Origin of the sequence: Roseibium sp., from assembly GCF_965276855.1 — a bacterium.
Lineage (GTDB): Bacteria > Pseudomonadota > Alphaproteobacteria > Rhizobiales > Stappiaceae > Roseibium.
On the sequence record NZ_OZ255700.1, the window covers coordinates 4,267,607 to 4,283,766 of the forward strand.

12 protein-coding genes are annotated in these 16,160 nt (G+C 57.3%); 5 read left to right on the top strand and 7 right to left on the bottom strand.

Annotated features, from left to right (window positions below; all coding sequences use genetic code 11):
- Nucleotides 1-30: 30 nt before the first annotated feature.
- The 4 genes from ACQY4Z_RS19655 to ACQY4Z_RS19670 all read right to left on the bottom strand — a co-directional run bounded on the left by ACQY4Z_RS19655 (nt 31) and on the right by ACQY4Z_RS19670 (nt 4,327).
- The gene (locus ACQY4Z_RS19655; RefSeq protein ID WP_428524103.1) at nt 31-804 is read right to left on the bottom strand and encodes an ATP-binding cassette domain-containing protein; all 774 of its coding nucleotides are present in this window, start codon (nt 802-804) and stop codon (nt 31-33) included.
- Nucleotides 804-1,886: an ABC transporter permease gene (locus ACQY4Z_RS19660; RefSeq protein ID WP_428524105.1), complete on the bottom strand. Its 1,083-nt coding sequence runs from the start codon at nt 1,884-1,886 to the stop codon at nt 804-806. The genes ACQY4Z_RS19655 and ACQY4Z_RS19660 overlap by 1 nt, the downstream gene beginning before the upstream one ends.
- Before the next feature lie 79 nt (nt 1,887-1,965).
- On the bottom strand, nt 1,966-2,982 hold the full coding sequence (locus ACQY4Z_RS19665; RefSeq protein WP_428524107.1) for a sugar ABC transporter substrate-binding protein: 1,017 nt from the start codon (nt 2,980-2,982) through the stop codon (nt 1,966-1,968).
- A gap of 25 nt (nt 2,983-3,007) precedes the next feature.
- Nucleotides 3,008-4,327 (bottom strand): ROK family transcriptional regulator, encoded by a 1,320-nt coding sequence (locus ACQY4Z_RS19670; protein WP_428524109.1) that lies wholly within the window; start codon nt 4,325-4,327, stop codon nt 3,008-3,010.
- 380 nt (nt 4,328-4,707) lie between these two features.
- On the opposite strand from ACQY4Z_RS19670, the gene ade reads away from it, so the two are divergent.
- A complete protein-coding gene (gene ade / locus ACQY4Z_RS19675) occupies nt 4,708-6,429 on the top strand; it encodes an adenine deaminase (protein ID WP_428524111.1) in 1,722 nt (573 codons plus the stop codon).
- A 12-nt stretch (nt 6,430-6,441) separates the two neighbouring features.
- Here ade and ACQY4Z_RS19680 read toward each other — a convergent pair whose 3' ends face one another.
- Nucleotides 6,442-6,987, bottom strand: coding sequence for a hypothetical protein (locus tag ACQY4Z_RS19680; RefSeq protein ID WP_422022305.1), 546 nt, complete (start codon nt 6,985-6,987; stop codon nt 6,442-6,444).
- 167 nt (nt 6,988-7,154) lie between these two features.
- Between ACQY4Z_RS19680 and ACQY4Z_RS19685 the strand changes: the two genes are divergently transcribed.
- Entirely contained in the window at nt 7,155-8,312 is a 1,158-nt protein-coding gene (locus ACQY4Z_RS19685) for an AAA family ATPase (RefSeq protein ID WP_306149061.1), read from the top strand.
- Nucleotides 8,313-8,597: 285 nt separating this feature from the next.
- On the top strand, nt 8,598-10,259 hold the full coding sequence (locus ACQY4Z_RS19690) for a long-chain-fatty-acid--CoA ligase (RefSeq protein ID WP_428524114.1): 1,662 nt from the start codon (nt 8,598-8,600) through the stop codon (nt 10,257-10,259).
- Nucleotides 10,260-10,312: 53 nt separating this feature from the next.
- On the opposite strand, the gene ACQY4Z_RS19695 is transcribed toward ACQY4Z_RS19690, so the two are convergent.
- Nucleotides 10,313-11,308, bottom strand: a complete 996-nt coding sequence (locus ACQY4Z_RS19695; protein ID WP_428524116.1) for a DMT family transporter — start codon at nt 11,306-11,308, stop codon at nt 10,313-10,315.
- Nucleotides 11,309-11,574: 266 nt separating this feature from the next.
- Here ACQY4Z_RS19695 and ACQY4Z_RS19700 point away from each other — a divergent pair, with 266 nt between their 5' ends.
- Both ACQY4Z_RS19700 and ACQY4Z_RS19705 read left to right on the top strand, forming a co-directional pair.
- On the top strand, nt 11,575-13,872 hold the full coding sequence (locus ACQY4Z_RS19700; protein ID WP_428524118.1) for a xanthine dehydrogenase family protein molybdopterin-binding subunit: 2,298 nt from the start codon (nt 11,575-11,577) through the stop codon (nt 13,870-13,872).
- A complete protein-coding gene (locus ACQY4Z_RS19705; protein WP_428524120.1) occupies nt 13,873-14,946 on the top strand; it encodes a tartrate dehydrogenase in 1,074 nt (357 codons plus the stop codon).
- Between the two features lie 52 nt (nt 14,947-14,998).
- Here ACQY4Z_RS19705 and ACQY4Z_RS19710 read toward each other — a convergent pair whose 3' ends face one another.
- Nucleotides 14,999-16,012, bottom strand: coding sequence for a putative transporter (locus ACQY4Z_RS19710; RefSeq protein WP_209174110.1), 1,014 nt, complete (start codon nt 16,010-16,012; stop codon nt 14,999-15,001).
- Between the last annotated feature and the right edge of the window lie 148 nt (nt 16,013-16,160).

Here is a 16,160-nt window from a genome sequence, read left to right on the forward strand (position 1 = left end):
GTTGTTCCAGTTCTTTTTGTATTCGAGCGTTCAAGCCGCCATGTCTTCCGGCGGATCCATGGCGCCTGTCATAATCGCGACGGCATCCGACATCGAAAAGTCGTCCGGTTTGATCACACAGGCGCGCCGGCCCAGCCGGTGAATGTGAATGCGATCGGCGACTTCGAAAACGTGCGGCATGTTGTGGCTGATCAGAACGATCGGCAGACCGCGCGCTTTGACGTCCTTGATCAACTCCAGAACCCGCCGGCTTTCCTTCACGCCAAGGGCCGCCGTCGGTTCGTCCATGATGACCACTTTCGAGCCGAACGCAGCTGCCCGGGCAACGGCAACCCCCTGGCGCTGGCCACCGGACAGGGTTTCGACGGCCTGGTTGATGTTTTGAATGGTCAAAAGGCCAAGCTCGTTCAATTTGTCCCGGGCAATCTGCTCCATTTTTTTGTGGTCGAGCTGGCGGAGCCATGTGCCGCGAAAGCCAGGTTTGCGCAGCTCGCGTCCCATGAACATGTTGTCGGTGATGGACAAGGCCGGGGACATGGCGAGGGTCTGGTAGACGGTTTCGATGCCGGCAGATCGCGCGTCGATGGGCGACTGGAAATGCACCGGCTTGCCATCGAGCCGGATTTCTCCCTCATCCGGCAAAACTGCACCGCTGAGCGCCTTTATCAAGGTCGATTTTCCAGCGCCGTTGTCGCCAATCACAGCCAGGATTTCGCCCGGATAGAGTTCGAAATCGGCATGGTCCATGGCAACGACACGGCCGTAGCGTTTGACCAGATTGCTTGCTTGAAGAACGGGTTCCATCAGACAGATACCTTTCTGATCCACTGGTCGACAGCAACCGCCGCGATGATGAGAAGGCCGATCAGGAGATAGGTCCACTGGGCATCCGCCCCGAGCAGGCGCAGCCCAAGCGTGAAGACGCCAACAATCAAGGCTCCGAACAGGGTTCCAAGGATCGATCCGCGTCCGCCGAACAGCGAGATGCCGCCAATCACCACGGCCGTAATGGATTCAATATTTGCAAGCTGACCGGTTGTCGGTGATACGGATCCAATCCGGCCGATCATCGCCCAGCCGGCGAAGGCGCAGATCAGACCGGAGAGCATGTACACGGAAATCTGGACGCGCTTGACCTGAACCCCTGACAATTGCGCTGCTTCCGGATCATCTCCGATCGCATAAACATGCCGGCCCCACGCGGTTTGACGTAAGACGTAGGCCAGTACCAAAACCAGCAGCACCATGAAAATCACGCCATAGGTGAAGATCGCACCACCAACAGAAACCTTGTTGCCAAAGAACTGGAGCAAGGGAGCGTGTTCAGAAATGTCCTGTGAGCGAATGGTCTCGTTCGCCGAATAGAGGAAGTTGGTCGCAAGAACGATTTGCCACATTCCGAGCGTCACGATGAAGGGTGGCAGTTTGACGACAGCCACCAGGAAGCCGTTGATGTAGCCGCAGATCGTTCCGCAAATCAGCCCGGCTGCAATGGCAACTTCGACAGGAAGCCCATAGCGGAACGTGAATTGACCCATGACCACTGACGACAGAACCATGATGGCACCGACCGATAAGTCGATGCCAGCTGTGAGGATCACGATGCTCTGAGCCGCGGCCACGATGCCGACGATCTGAACCTGTTGGAGGATCAGCGTCATGGCGAAAGGCGAGAAGAACTTCGAACCCAGCAACAATCCGAAGATCAGTATCGACAAGAGCAACACAATCAGCGGCACGAGAGACGGCGTCTGGTGCAGGGTGTGCTGGATTTTTTGCCCGATGGTCTGATGGTGATCGTCGAACTCGGCAACGGATTGCGGGCCTTTTGATGCTGCAGATTCAAATTCTGCAGGGCCGCGTTCCGTCTTCGTCTCTGAGGTCATGCCCGTTTCCCTCTATGCGCCTTAAGAAAAAGGGGCAAGGCAGCCTTGCCCCTTTTGCTTCGGTTCCTTCTTTACCGGTTTAACCCCAGCAAAGATTTGTGCCTTCGGTTGTGTCGATGGACTCAACGCCATCCACCGGCTGGTCAGTCACAAGTGCAACACCGGTATCAAAGAATTCCTTGCCTGGTGTCGGCTCCGGCTTGTTGCCGTTGTCCGCCCACTCCTTGATGGCTTCGATGCCGAGCGAGGCCATCAACAGCGGATATTGCTGCGAGGTTGCGCCAATGACGCCGTCCTTGACGTTTTGAACACCTGGGCAGCCACCGTCGACGGAGACGATCAGAACATCGTTTTCCCGGCCAATTGACTTGAGAGCTTCATAGGCGCCGGCTGCAGCCGGTTCATTGATCGTGTAGACGACGTTGATCATCGGATCTTTGGCGAGCAGGTTTTCCATCGCTCGGCGGCCGCCTTCTTCGTTGCCCTGCGTGACATCGTTGCCAACGATCCGCGGATCGGTCTCATCGCCCCACTTGTTCGGATCGCCAAGATCGATGCCGAAGCCCTGCAGGAAGCCTTGGTCGCGCAACACGCCGACAGTTGGTTGGCTGATGGCAAGATCAAGCATTGCGATCTTGGCATTTGCCGCCTCATCGCCAAGCGAACCGGCCGCCCATTTGCCGATCAGTTCACCGGCCAGGAAGTTGTCGGTTGCAAACGTGGCATCGGCTGCGTCGATCGGGTTCAGCGGTGTGTCGAGTGCAATGACCAGAAGCCCATTGTCGCGCGCTTGCTGGACAGCAGGTACGATGGAAGAGGTGTCGGATGCCGTTAGCAGAATGCCCTTGGCGCCATCTGCGATGCAGGTTTCAATCGCTGCAACCTGGGTCTCGTGGTCGCCATCGACCTTGCCAGCGAAAGACTTCAGTTCAATGCCGAGTTCTTCGGCTTTTGCCGTCGCGCCTTCTTTCATCTTCACGAAAAACGGGTTGGTGTCCGTTTTGGTGATCAGGCAGGCGGACAGGTCAGCCGCCATGGCCGGTGTCGCTGCCATTGCGGCAAGAACGGAACCGGTCGCGAGTAGTTTGCGGATCATTGTATGTTTCCTCCCTGGCCTGTTTCTAAACACGGTTGGGTGTGGCCAGATGTGACCCCAACCGTGCTGCCCGCGCCGGAAAACCGGCACGGTCTTCGCTCCGGCCAGATCCGGCAGGTCCAAGCGACCTGCCTCCAGTAAGGATCGCTGTCCGGGGCGAGAAGTTGAAAAACTGTGGCAGGCTGGCCGCGCCGACGGCACCGGCATCCTGTCCGAAGCTGCCGGTTGCCATCTGAGGCGAGGTCCGGCTCTCCGGCGCTGCATCTGCAACAGCTGACGCCATCGCTTCTGCAAAGCTTGTGTTGAATTCATTCCCGAGGTCACTGTCCAAAACGACCAGAGGCATGTCGAGGATCGCAAAGGCTGAGCGGAGCGCAACGGCGAGTGCGCTGACACAGTCTTCTGTCCATTCGCGTGCCTTGTCGTCTGCTGCCTCTATAGCCTGGCGCAAATCAGTGCGGCTCAAATTGGAAAAGTTCTCCGGTGACATATGCCGGGCGAGAGCAACCAGGCTGGCCCTTGCCAGGAGCAAGTCCCATTCCTGACGCGGAGCGTTGGCGGTCGGCAATTTGCTCGGCGGAACCGGGATCATCGCCACGTCACCAGCATTGCCGGAAACGCCGCGAACGACATCACCGTTCATCACCAAGCCGCCGCCAATTGCGGGTCCCAGGAACAGGTAGAGAAAGTTGTCGTTCTGACGCCCAACACCATAAAAAAGCTCTGCAACAGCGGCTGCCGTGCCGTCGTTTTCACTGAAGACCGGAAGACCGGTTTCCTCTTCAAGGGCACTCGCAAGGTCGTAATCCTCCCAGTCCTTGAAGTGCGCTTCAGGCAAGCCGAGTTCATGGAGCCAGGCGCCGAGATTAAAGGGTTGAGCAAGCCCGATGCCGGTGATGCGATCCTGTTCTCCCTCGCTTAGGTCTTCCCGCAACTGTTCCAGGTCATCAGTCAGGATCGTAAGGGCTTTTGCGGGCTCCGGCAGGATCATCTCATGCGTTCGGCGATTGATGATCTGACCGGAAAAATCCATCAGCACCGTTTCCAGGCTCGTCCGGTCCAGACGAACGCCAAAGGAAAATGCGCCCCGCGGCGCGAGTTTCAGAATTGTCGCGGGCTGACCGCGGCTGCCATCATGGCGTTTTCCAGCTTCCACGATGAGACCCTCTTCGATGAGGGTCTGAATGATCGCGCCAATAGCCGCATTCGTCAGTTGCACAGCCCGGGCGAGTTCGGCCTTCGACGCTTCTCCCGCGCGCCGCAATATCTGTAAGACGATCCGCTCGTTATAGCGTCTCAGCTGGACAGAATTCGAGCCGCGGCCGCTTTTCCGGATTTCATCCATTGGCCTCCTCCCTCGTTCATTCCGGGTCCGCTTTCACTGCAAGACCATAATTATTTATTTTGGAAAAATTATTCTCGCCATTCGGGAAACTGTCAATTCGATTTCCGTGCTGCGCCGCAGCGTTTCGTTGCTGTCCTGCGGTAGGTGATTGAGCTTTCGATAATTATTAAATGTGATTTAATTAATCGAAAGTGACGTTGAAGATCAAATTCGAAATAATACGCTCGATTTGGACAGAGGTTGGAGCTCGATTGCCCTTTGACAGGGGTGATGAAGTGCACGCAGAAATCTGCCACGTGGAAAATGCCGCTTGGGGCTTTCTGATCCGGGCTGCTGAACGTTAAGGTCCGCTTCTAGAAAAAGAACAGGAGATCCGAACCATGTCGCACCGCCACGATGAGAGCTTTTTGAACAAGGCTATAGCCGCGGGTGCGGGGGAGGTTGCGGCGGATCTGGTCATCAAGAACGTCCAGATGTTCAGCGTCGTCGACGGGTCGACTGTGACGACGGATATTGCCATCGTCGGCGACCGAATTGTTGGAACGCATGATACCTATGAGGCGGAAAACACCATCGACGGAAACGGCCTGACGGCTGTGCCGGGTTTCATCGATACGCATCTCCATGTCGAATCTTCGTTGGTGACACCGTTCGAATTTGATCGCTGTGTCCTGCCACATGGGGTCACGACAGCGATTTGCGACCCGCATGAGATTGCCAACGTGCTGGGTGCAGAGGGCATTCGGTACTTTTTGGACAGCTCGCTGCAGACAGTCATGGACTTAAAGGTGAACCTGTCGTCTTGCGTTCCGGCAACCGCATTCGAGACAGCCGGGGCTTGTCTGGAAATAGAAGATCTTCTGCCGTTCAAAGACCACCCGAGCGTTATTGGTCTTGCGGAGTTCATGAATTTCCCCGGTGTTCTGGCGCGCGATCCGAAGGTGCTCGCTAAGCTCGCAGCTTTCCAGGATGGACATATTGACGGTCATGCCCCGTTGCTCGGCGGCAAACCGCTCAATGGTTATCTGGCGGCCGGAATCCGCACCGATCACGAGGCGACGTCAGCTGAAGAAGCGCGGGAAAAGCTCTCCAAGGGGATGGCTGTGCTGATGCGTGAGGGGTCGGTGTGCAAGGATCTCGATGCGTTGGCGCCAATCCTGACCTCCGATACCTCGGCTTTTGTGGCGCTGTGCACCGATGATCGCAATCCGCTGGACATCGCGGAAGAGGGGCATCTGGACAGCATGATCCGGCGCTTGATTGCCAAGGGGATCCGCCCGCTCGACGCTTATCGCGCCGCAAGCTGGTCAGCAGCAAACGCCTTTGGCCTGAAGGACAGGGGCGTATTGGCTCCCGGAAAACGCGCCGACATCGCACTTTTGAGCGATTTCGAAGACTGCCGTGTTGAAGCCGCGATCTGTGGCGGTGTCGTCGCCGATGATGCCGCCTTTGCGACCCGTAGCATTGTCGCGCCTGTCGGACTTGATAGCGTCAAGGCCAATGAGGTCAGTGCGGCATCGTTCAACATTCCAGCCCGCAACAGCGAAGCCGATGTGATTGGTGTCATCCCCGGCAAAATCATCACGGAGCATCTGAAACGCACGTTGCCGGTAAATGGCGGCAAGACCCTGGTGGATTTTGAGCAGGACGTTCTGAAGGTCGCAGTCGTTGAACGGCACAAGGGCACCGGCAACATCGGCCTCGGATTCGTCCACGGCTTCGGCATGAAACAAGGAGCCATCGCGTCTTCGGTTGGCCATGATAGTCACAATATCTGTGTTGTCGGCGCAGACGAAGCGGCGATGGCCCATGCAGTCAACCGGGTGATTGCCATGAAGGGCGGATTTGCGGTCGCCGGCCAAGACGGCGTGAAGGCCGAGTTGGCCCTGCCACTTGCCGGGCTCATGAGCCTGGAGCCGTTCGAGACGGTGCGTCATGACCTGGAGGACCTTCGACATGCCGCGAAAGCTCTTGGCTGCACACTGGCGGAACCGTTTCTTCAAGTCGCGTTTTTGCCGTTGCCGGTTATTCCGCATCTCAAGATCACCGATTTCGGTGTGTTTGACGTCAACAAGTTCGAACTGGTTGATCGGGGGGCGTAGCGCTTCTGGTCGTCAGTAATGGCGCATGGTTTTCCGGAACCTGATCCACGAAACAAATGCTTCAACCAGCAGCCAAAAGGTGATCATCGCGGCAATGAGCGAGCCCATCATGATCTTGGCGTCAAAAGCAAAGTCGGCAAGATGAGCGTGCGGGTGCGCGATCCGGGGATTGAGCGGCAGGTAGACGATGTCGATTGCTTTGCCTGCCTGGCCGACAGTGCTCCCGGGCGGTCGCTTGAAAGAGACATATTCAAGCGTTCCGCTTTCTGGTTGAAACTCAATCAGCAGGCTGTCACCGGTCACCCAAGTCTGGCGGTTTTTCAAATAGTTGCGAGGGCTTTGCCGGGCGAGGTCACGCATCTCATTCGGATCGGTCGAGGGTTTGGTGATCTGCACAACGGTCCCGGTCGCAGTTTCACCGAATTTGCTGAGTAGCCAGTATTTGAGGGCGCTGTCGAAGTGGAGACCGATCGAGAAGATCACCGCAACGGCAACGAAAAATAATATGACAATGTTCAAAGCGCGGCTATCGTCCGCCGCCTCTTTGGGATTAAACATGGCCTTTCAATTTCTGCATTCAGGCAACAGGCTGCCTCGGTGCTCCTTTAAGAGCGATCAGCGTTCGGCGTGAAATCGATCCCGATTTAACGCCCGCTGATCTTCCAGCTTAGTTCGGGTTTTTGCAAAGTCCAAAACGAATTCTGGCCAGTTTCTAGGATCCAGACATGCTTCTAACTTTTGCCGTCTCCGGTTACCGCTCCTTGCGTGACCTCATATTACCGCTCGACCGGATCACCTTGATCACCGGTGCCAACGGCAGCGGCAAATCCAGCCTGTACCGCTCGATCCGGCTCCTGGCCGAAGTCGCGCAAGGACGGGCTATTGCATCGCTCGCCTCCGAAGGTGGCTTGAATTCAACGCTTTGGGCTGGTCCGGAAACCGTGTCACGCGCCATGAAGCGGGGAGAGGTGCCGGTGCAAGGCACGGTTCGAAAGGGAACTGTTGCCCTTAAACTTGGATTTGCGGACGAAGATTACGGTTACGCGATCGACCTTGGACTGCCCGCTGATGCCGGCCGTTCTTATTTTTCAATGGACCCTGAAATCAAATGTGAAGCGCTTTGGGCGGGAGAGGCGTTGTCACGGTCTAACGAAATTGCCGGGCGCAACGGCCCGTCGGTTCGGGTCTTGAACCAACAAGGGCAACGCCTGCCGGTGGTCCAAAATCTGGCCCGGTTTGACAGCATGATGACCCATGCCGCCGACCCGAAAGACGGTCTGGAGCTCCTGGTGCTCCGGGAACGGATGCGTGCGTGGCGGTTCTATGATCACCTTCGCACCGACCGGGAGGCACCGGCCAGGTTTCCGAAGATCGGGACGCGCACACCCGCGCTTTCCGCTGATGGCGCAGACCTGGCAGCCGCCCTTCAGACTATTTTGGAGATTGGCGATGAAGTCGCGTTGGCGGAGGCGATTGACGATGCGTTTCCCGGAGCGGAGATCGAGATCACCGTCAATGAGGGGTACTTTGAACTGCTCATGCGACAGAAGGGGCTGCTGAGGCCGTTACGGGCCGCTGAGCTTTCTGACGGTACATTGCGGTATCTGCTTTTGACGGCTGCGCTCTTGTCTCCGCGCCCGGCGCCATTGATCGTTTTGAACGAGCCGGAAACCAGCCTGCATCCCTCGCTCCTGGAACCGTTGGCCCGCTTGATTTCGAAAGCTGCCGAAAAGACCCAGGTGCTGGTTGTCTCGCATGCGGAACCTTTGGTGAATGCTCTTGCCGGAGAGCGTGGGTGCCTTCATCATCATCTCCACAAGGAACTCGGAGAGACGCAAGTCGCCGATGCGGAACCGCCCCGCTGGCGCTGGCCAAGCCGCTAGAGAGCGTCCTCGTTCGGAGCCGACATGACCTATGAAAGCAACTATTGAGGGCAGGTCTGGTCAATTTTGGGGCAATTTACACCTAGAAGTGCAAAAAAGTTGCGGGGGTGTCGTTACGTCGCTGGTTGACGTGAACGGAAGCTTGGGTCATGTCAGTAGGGAACACCGGCGTCGGCATCGCGATATGCATTGCCGATCAGGGAGGAGGATTCAGCTGTAGGGGGGCTGAATCGGTCAACCGGCTCACATGTAAAAGGAGCCGGAGAAAACACGTTGGAGAACGTCATGACGAGTGCGGAGGAGTGGAACGCGGCATTTAAGGTCCGTCCAATTCACGAATACCTCGACAATTCAGCGGAACGCTTTGGGGATCGGCCGGCGGCCGACTTCATGGGCAAGGTCTGGTCCTATCGTGAGATGGGCGACCTGGTTGACCGCACCGCGGCCGGATTGCAAGCCATGGGCGTAGGGCCTGGCGTGCATGTCGGGTTGTGCCTGCCCAATACCCCTTTTTACACGATCTTCTACTTCGCGATCCTGAAGATCGGCGGCACGGTCGCGAACTTCAATCCACTATATGTTGAGCGCGAAATTGCTTTCCAGGCCCGAGACGCCGATGTGCGCATTATGGTCACCATGGATCTGAAAGTGATCTACGACAAAGTCGAGAACGTCCGGAAAGAACGTGTTCTGGACAAGATCATCGTCTGTCCGATGACGTTCTGTCTGCCGACCATCAAAAAGACACTCTTCAGCTTGTTCAAGCGCAAGGAACTTGCCGCGATCCCGCAGGACGAGGCGCATGTCCGTTTTGAAGATCTGCAGACCAAGGGCAGCAAGCCGAAACCGGTTGAGATCGATCCGGAAGAAACAATCGCCGTTCTGCAATACACCGGTGGGACAACCGGTGTGCCGAAAGGGGCAATGCTGACGCATAAGAACCTCTGCGCCAATATCGAACAGATGCGAGACATCTTCGAGAAAGCCCAGCCGGGCGAGGAAAAGATGCTCTGTGTGCTGCCGTTCTTTCATGTGTTCGCCATGACGGTGGGGCAGAATCTCTCCGTCATTCTCGGGGCGGAGATGGTGCTGCAGCCACGGTTTGAGTTGAAGATGCTCTTGGAGTCGATCGTTCGGAAGAAAGTCACCCTGTTCCCCGGGGTGCCAACCATCTACACGGCGATCAACAACTCACACGAGACCAAGAAATACGATCTTTCCAGCATCAACTTGTGCATCTCCGGCGGTGCACCGCTGCCTGTTGAAGTGAAAGAAAACTTCGAAAAACTGACTGGCTGTATTCTGGTCGAAGGCTATGGCCTCACCGAGTCGTCTCCGGTTGCTGCGGTCAATCCGCTGGACGAGAACCGCCGCGCAGGATCGATCGGACGTCCGGTTCCTGGCACCAAGGTGCGGTTCGTAGATATTGAGGATCGCAAGACCGAGGTCGCTCAAGGCGAGAAGGGCGAACTCCTGATCCACGGCCAGCAGGTGATGAAGGGGTACTGGAAGCGGGACGACGCCACAGCAGAAACCATAACAGAAGATGGCTACCTGCACACCGGTGACGTCGGCTACCAGGACGAAGACGGCTTCATTTATCTGGTCGACCGGATCAAGGACCTGATCTTGTGTTCCGGCTACAATGTGTATCCGCGTGTCATTGAGGAAGCGATTTATCAAAACGAGGCGGTCGACGAGACCATCGTGATCGCGATCCCTGACGAATACCGTGGCCAGTCGCCGAAAGCGTTCATCAAGCTCAAAGACGGTCATTCTCTGACCGCCGGTGACCTGAAGGCCTTCCTGAAGGATCACCTGTCGGCCATTGAAATGCCGCGGGAAATCGAGTTCCGCGACGAGTTGCCAAAGACTATGGTTGGCAAACTGTCGAAAAAGGAACTCGTGGAAGAAGAGGCTGCCAAACGCGCCGCTGCCGCCGCTTAAGTCCTTTGGCTTCTAGAAATCCGACCCTAAACGCGCCCCATTCGGGCGCGTTTTTAGTTGGAGTACCCGCGACCGTCCGAAGCGCGGGCCAGTTGGCGGCCCCGAATGGCTTCGCGGCGAACGGTGTAGATCGAGGCCGCGATAACCACGCTGGCCCCGATGAGTGTTTCAACTCCGGGCCACTGGCTGAAGATCAAGGCCCCGAACAAGGTTGCGTACAGCAGGCGGGTGTAGTCGAGCGAGGCGATGGCTGTAGCTTCACCAGCCTGGAACGCCTTGATGTTGGCCATTTGCCCGGCCCAGGAAAAGAACCCAACAGCCGCCAGCAAGGCCCATTGTTCCAGGGTCGGAGCTTGCCAGGTCATCCATGCAGGTATGATCATGATGAGGCCAACGCCCATCGCCTGATAGGTGAGGATCGTATTGGGCGGGTCGGTCCGGGTCAGGATGCGGATGACGATCATCACCATCCCGGCACAGGCCGCACTGCCAAGCGCCATCAGGGCAAAGGGATCCACAAGTCCTTCGCCACTTGGCCGGAGCATCAAAAGTACTCCCAAAAAGCCAACGATGGTCGCTCCCCAGCGATGTTTGCCGACTTGCTCACCCAAGAACCAGATGGCGAAGATGGTGATGAAAAACGTCTTGGAAAAGCTGATCGCCGTCGCATCTGCAAGTGGCATCTCAATGATCGCGGTGAAACCAAGCAGCATTGCGGAGGTCGCAAAGACAATCCGGGTCAGCTGCAGCCCCGGGCGTTTTGTGGCAAGCGAGCCGGGCAGTCCCGGCAGGATCTTGGGCGCCACGATCAGCAGCATCAGCGCCTGTCGGACAACGAGGATCTGAAACACGGAGAGATCCTGACCGAGAAACTTGATCAGCGTCACCATGATGGAAAACAGGAAAGCGGCGAGCAGAATCCACAGCGCACCGATTGTGTTTGGCGGCAGCTGACCGATGCGCTCCGCCAACCGCCCGATGAAATGGTTCGGTGATGACGGTTTGGGTTCCGCCGGGTCTGCCGTCGTTTTGTTGGGTGTGGAATCCATTTAGGGCGTGTCGCGTTTTATCAGAGGCATTTGACCGAGAAGAGTTTGGGTTCCGGCTAGGCGGGCAGAGCGACGGTCAAAAAGAGAGTGTGCGAACAAACCTACTGGAATTCGGTAAGAAGGGAAGGGCTTCGCAGCCACGACTTGCAAAAAAGTGCACTGGCCAGTTTAATTGCGCCGGACTATATTGTGGTCAACCCGCCGCTGGCGCATCCCAGGCGCTGCAGACAACCGGCAAAGACTTAAGTCAACTGAAGGCCTCTTCCATGAACCAAATGGCTACTCCGAAATTCGGTGTTGGCGCGCCGTTGCGCCGCAAAGAAGATCTGCCGCTCATTACGGGAGAGGGGATCTATACCGGCGATTACCAGCCGGAAGGGTGCCTGCATTCTTTTGTGCTCCGCTCGGCGATGGCTCATGCCAAGATCACCATCGCAAATGCAGATGAAGTGCGGGCGATGGATGGCGTCCGTATGGTGCTGACCGGTGCGGACGTGGCGGGCAAGTCCATGCCGACACGGGCCATCTTGAAGCAGATCGACGGCAGTAATTTCAATCTACCGACGCAGCCGCTCCTGTGTTCCGACACGGTTCGTTATGTCGGCGACGCAATTGCCTTTGTTGTGGCGGACACGTTGCAGGGCGCACGTGATGCCGCCGAGATGTTGGAGGTCGACTACGATCCTCTGGATGTCGTGGTTGAAATGGAAGACGCGCTTGCGCCGGATGCTGTCAAAGTCTGGCCGGAGTTCGGTACAAACGTTGCCTTTACCTTCGGGCACGGCGATGCAGAGAAAACCGATGCGGCTTTTGCCAACGCGGCGAAAACGGTTTCAATCGATCTCGTCAACAACCGGATTGTTGCCAACTATATGGAACTGCGCGGCTGCGTGGCCGAGTTTGAGAGTGCCAGCGACCGTTTCAAGCTGACCCTTGGAACTCAGGGCGGGCACGGGATGCGGGATGTCCTTTGCCAAATCCTTGGCCTTGAAGCGGACAAGGTTCAGGTTGTAACGCCGGAAGTCGGAGGTGGTTTTGGGACCAAAATCTTCTGTTACCGCGAATATCCGCTGGCGATGCTGGCGGCTCAAGCGCTGGGCGTGCCGGTGCGCTGGGCTGGTGAGCGGATGGATCATTTTGTCACCGATGCTCATGGCCGGGACAATCTCTCCCATGCCGAGCTGGCTCTGGATCCAGACAACAAGATTTTGGGTATGAAGGTGCATGTGAAGGCGGCAATGGGCGCCTATCTGCACCAGTTCGGCCCGTTTATTCCCTGGGTCGGCACCACCATGACATCCGGCCTTTACGACATTCCGGCCGTGTTTGCGAAGGTGGAAGGTGTCTACAGTCACACAGTGCCGACCGACGCGTTCCGCGGCGCTGGGCGTCCGGAAGCTGCCTACTTGATTGAACGGCTGATCGACAAGGCGGGTGAGGAGACCGGTCTTGGCCCGGTCGAATTCCGGAAGCTCAACTTCATCACGAAGGAACAGCTTCCTTACACCACCCAGACCGGCCGGATGTATGACACTGGAGATTATCAGGGTCATCTGGAGAAAGCTTTGGAGACCGCTGATTGGGGAGGTTTCAAGGCGCGTCAGGAGGCAAGTCAGGGCGCGGGAAGGTTCCGCGGTTTCGGCATTTGCTCCTACATTGAGGCCTGTGCCTTCCCAGGTGGGGAAGAGGCGACCGTCGAGATCGGGGCGAACGGCAATCTGACGCTTCTGATCGGTACCCAGACCAACGGTCAGGGCCATGCGACAGCTTACAGCCAGGTCGTTGCGGAACAGTTCGGCGTCAACATCGAGGATGTCGAGGTCATTCAGGGCGACACCGACCGGGTGCGTAAAGGCGGCGGGACCGGTGGGTCTCGCTCCATTCCGCTCGGGCTACCATCGGTCAAGGAAGCCAGCGTTGCCTTGGTCAAGAAGGTCAAGGAACTCGCTGCCGACAAGCTGGAAGCGGGCATTGACGATCTTGAACTCGACAGCGGCATGGTCCGCGTTGTCGGTACTGACCAGCAGGTGACCCTTGCCGAAATCGCTGCCGGGGCCGGTGAGCCCGTGCAGGCGCGCGAAGAGGTCAAACAAACCGAGGCGACTTATCCGAACGGCACCCACATCTGCGAACTGGAAGTAGATCCGGACACCGGCGATGTCGATATCCAGAACTACGTCATCGTCGATGATTTCGGCGTCACCGTGAACCCGCTGCTGTTGGCTGGTCAGGTTCATGGCGGGGCGGCGTCTGCCATCAGTCAGGCCTTGTGCGAGCACACGGTTTTCGACGAGGACGGCCAGCTCTTGACTGCGTCTTTGCTGGATTACCGGCTTTTGCGGGCTGCGGATGTCCCGAATTTCGACTTCCAGACCCGAAATGTGCCGTCGACGACCAATGCAATGGGGATCAAGGGCGCCGGCGAAGCGGGTACGATCGGCGGCTGCGCTGCTGTCATGAACGCGATCCAGAACGCTTTGAAGGACGGCGCTGGTGTCTCGGAGCTATTGGACATGCCGGCAACCCCGCACCGGATTTGGGATGCGATCCAGGCGGCGAAATAAATGCGCACTTACCAGATTGCAGCCATCCCGGCAGACGGCATCGGGCCTGAAGTGATCGAAGCGGGTGCTGAAGTGTTGGCCGCGCTTGGTCAGCGGGCCGGTGACGTAGATTTTAAACTGACGTTCTTCGATTGGGGATCAGAGCGGTACAAGAAGTACGGCGAGATGATGCCGTCTGATGGCCTCGAACAGCTTAAACCTTTCGACGCGATCTATTTCGGGGCTGTCGGCGCACCGGATGTCCCAGACCACATTACCCTTTGGGGGCTCCGCTTGCCGATCTGTCAGGGGTTCGACCAATACGCCAATGTCCGGCCGACGAAGATTATTCCGGGCGTAACGTCGCCACTGCGCGACGTGGGTGTCGGAGATCTGGACTGGGTGATCGTGCGCGAGAACTCGGAAGGCGAGTATTCGGGAAATGGCGGACGGGCGCACCGCGGGCTGCCGGAAGAGGTGGGCACAGAAGTCGCCATCTTCACCCGTGTCGGTGTCACGCGGATTATGCGTTATGCCTTTCGGCTTGCGCAATCCCGACCGCGTAAACTGCTGACGGTGGTGACCAAATCCAACGCGCAACGGCACGGCATGGTCATGTGGGATGAGATCGCTGCCGAAGTCGCGAAGGAGTTTCCGGATGTGACGTGGGACAAGATGCTGGTGGACGCGATGACCGTGCGCATGGTCAAGACCCCGAAAAGCCTCGACACCATCGTTGCAACCAATCTCCACGCGGACATTTTATCCGACCTGGCAGGTGCCTTGGCTGGAAGTCTGGGCGTTGCCCCCACAGCAAACATTGATCCGGAGCGCCGCTTCCCGTCGATGTTCGAACCCATTCATGGATCGGCCTTCGATATCACGGGCAAGGGCATTGCAAACCCGGTCGCAACTTTCTGGACAGCATCGCAGATGCTGGACCATCTGGGTGAAGCGGCATCCAGTCAGCGTCTGATGACAGCGGTTGAACGCGTCTGCGACGCAGGTATCGTCACTCCCGATGTGGGGGGGACAGCCAACACCCGGGAAGTCACCGATGCTGTTATTCGGGCGATCCATGGATCAAATGAGTAAACAGGCAGACAAGCCCTGATACTCCCGTCTGCCGGTTGCCCTACGACCTCTGTTACTCCGCTGGCATTTCTTGTGGAACGCCGCCGTTGCGCTCGTATTCCCAAATATGGCTTTCGAAGGCTCTGAGGCGTTTGTAGACGGAGATCAGCTCGACGATTGTGGTCCAGGCATTGACCAGATACTGGAACGAGTTTTCGACCTGTGAGAACGCGCGCACGATCTGCTGCATCACGCCCAAGGTGATGGCGCCGGTCACGATTGTCGGTCCGAGCGCAATGTAAGGCACAAGGACTGTTGCCTGCAGGTACGACCATTTGGCGATGTCGAAATAAAGGTAGTGAAAGAAGAGCCGGAAATAGTTCTTGCGGACATGACCGAAGAGCTCATCCACCGAGGGCGGATCGGCGCGCTCCTCATTGTCCTCGCCGTAGACAAGTTCTTTCCGGTAGGCTGCTTCGACCTTCTGATTGTTGAATTCCAACCCCGGCAGCTTCAAGCCGACCACGGCCAGCAACACCGTACCGGATGCTGCCGAAATGATCGCGACGTAGACGAGTGAGTGAGCCACGGGACCGATCCAGGGCAGTTCGGTGACGTTGGCTGACAGCTCCCAGAGGATTGGCAAAAAGGCGATCAGTGTCATGACAGAGCGCAGGAAAGAGACGCCAAGGCTCTCCATGATCCGCGCAAAGCGCATGGTGTCTTCCTGAACGCGCTGGGAGGCCCCTTCGATATGACGCACCACATGCCAATGGGCCATGTAATAGTCGTTCATGGCTGTGCGCCAACGGAACACGAAGTGCTTGGTGATGAAGTCCAGGATCACCGCAACAATCACGAAAATCGCGGCAATGTACAAAAACGTCATCAGTTCGCGCATGTATTCGCCGAACGTGACGGAGCCCGGCTCACTCAAGGCGCGCTGAATGAGATCGTAAAAGCTGCCGAACCATTCGTTGATCTCGACGTTCAGATTCACCTGGTACTGGGTGGCGCCAAGGATGACCACCGAGATGATCCAGGCCCAGAAGAACCATTTACGGTTCAAGAAAAACGATCGGAACATGGGGCGGCGCCTTTCGAATCGGGGATTTTTTATAAGTATAGGAGCCCGTAACGGCAGGAGCAGGTATGTGCCGGGTTTTCAGTTGCTTTTGAAGAGGAAACGTTGGTCATACACGCCGATTTTATCGGCAGACCCTGTTTAATCTGCC

What these genes read in the sequence shown, in the direction of transcription:
- ACQY4Z_RS19670 (WP_428524109.1), bottom strand. Translation starts at nt 4,327, where the DNA reads ATGGATGAAATCCGGAAAAGCGGCCGCGGCTCGAATTCTGTCCAGCTG.
- ACQY4Z_RS19660 (WP_428524105.1), bottom strand. Translation starts at nt 1,886, where the DNA reads ATGACCTCAGAGACGAAGACGGAACGCGGCCCTGCAGAATTTGAATCT.
- ACQY4Z_RS19705 (WP_428524120.1), top strand. Translation starts at nt 13,873, where the DNA reads ATGCGCACTTACCAGATTGCAGCCATCCCGGCAGACGGCATCGGGCCT.
- ACQY4Z_RS19710 (WP_209174110.1), bottom strand. Translation starts at nt 16,012, where the DNA reads ATGTTCCGATCGTTTTTCTTGAACCGTAAATGGTTCTTCTGGGCCTGG.
- ACQY4Z_RS19685 (WP_306149061.1), top strand. Translation starts at nt 7,155, where the DNA reads ATGCTTCTAACTTTTGCCGTCTCCGGTTACCGCTCCTTGCGTGACCTC.
- ACQY4Z_RS19690 (WP_428524114.1), top strand. Translation starts at nt 8,598, where the DNA reads ATGACGAGTGCGGAGGAGTGGAACGCGGCATTTAAGGTCCGTCCAATT.
- ACQY4Z_RS19655 (WP_428524103.1), bottom strand. Translation starts at nt 804, where the DNA reads ATGGAACCCGTTCTTCAAGCAAGCAATCTGGTCAAACGCTACGGCCGT.
- ACQY4Z_RS19695 (WP_428524116.1), bottom strand. Translation starts at nt 11,308, where the DNA reads ATGGATTCCACACCCAACAAAACGACGGCAGACCCGGCGGAACCCAAA.
- ade (WP_428524111.1), top strand. Translation starts at nt 4,708, where the DNA reads ATGTCGCACCGCCACGATGAGAGCTTTTTGAACAAGGCTATAGCCGCG.
- ACQY4Z_RS19680 (WP_422022305.1), bottom strand. Translation starts at nt 6,987, where the DNA reads ATGTTTAATCCCAAAGAGGCGGCGGACGATAGCCGCGCTTTGAACATT.
- ACQY4Z_RS19700 (WP_428524118.1), top strand. Translation starts at nt 11,575, where the DNA reads ATGAACCAAATGGCTACTCCGAAATTCGGTGTTGGCGCGCCGTTGCGC.
- ACQY4Z_RS19665 (WP_428524107.1), bottom strand. Translation starts at nt 2,982, where the DNA reads ATGATCCGCAAACTACTCGCGACCGGTTCCGTTCTTGCCGCAATGGCA.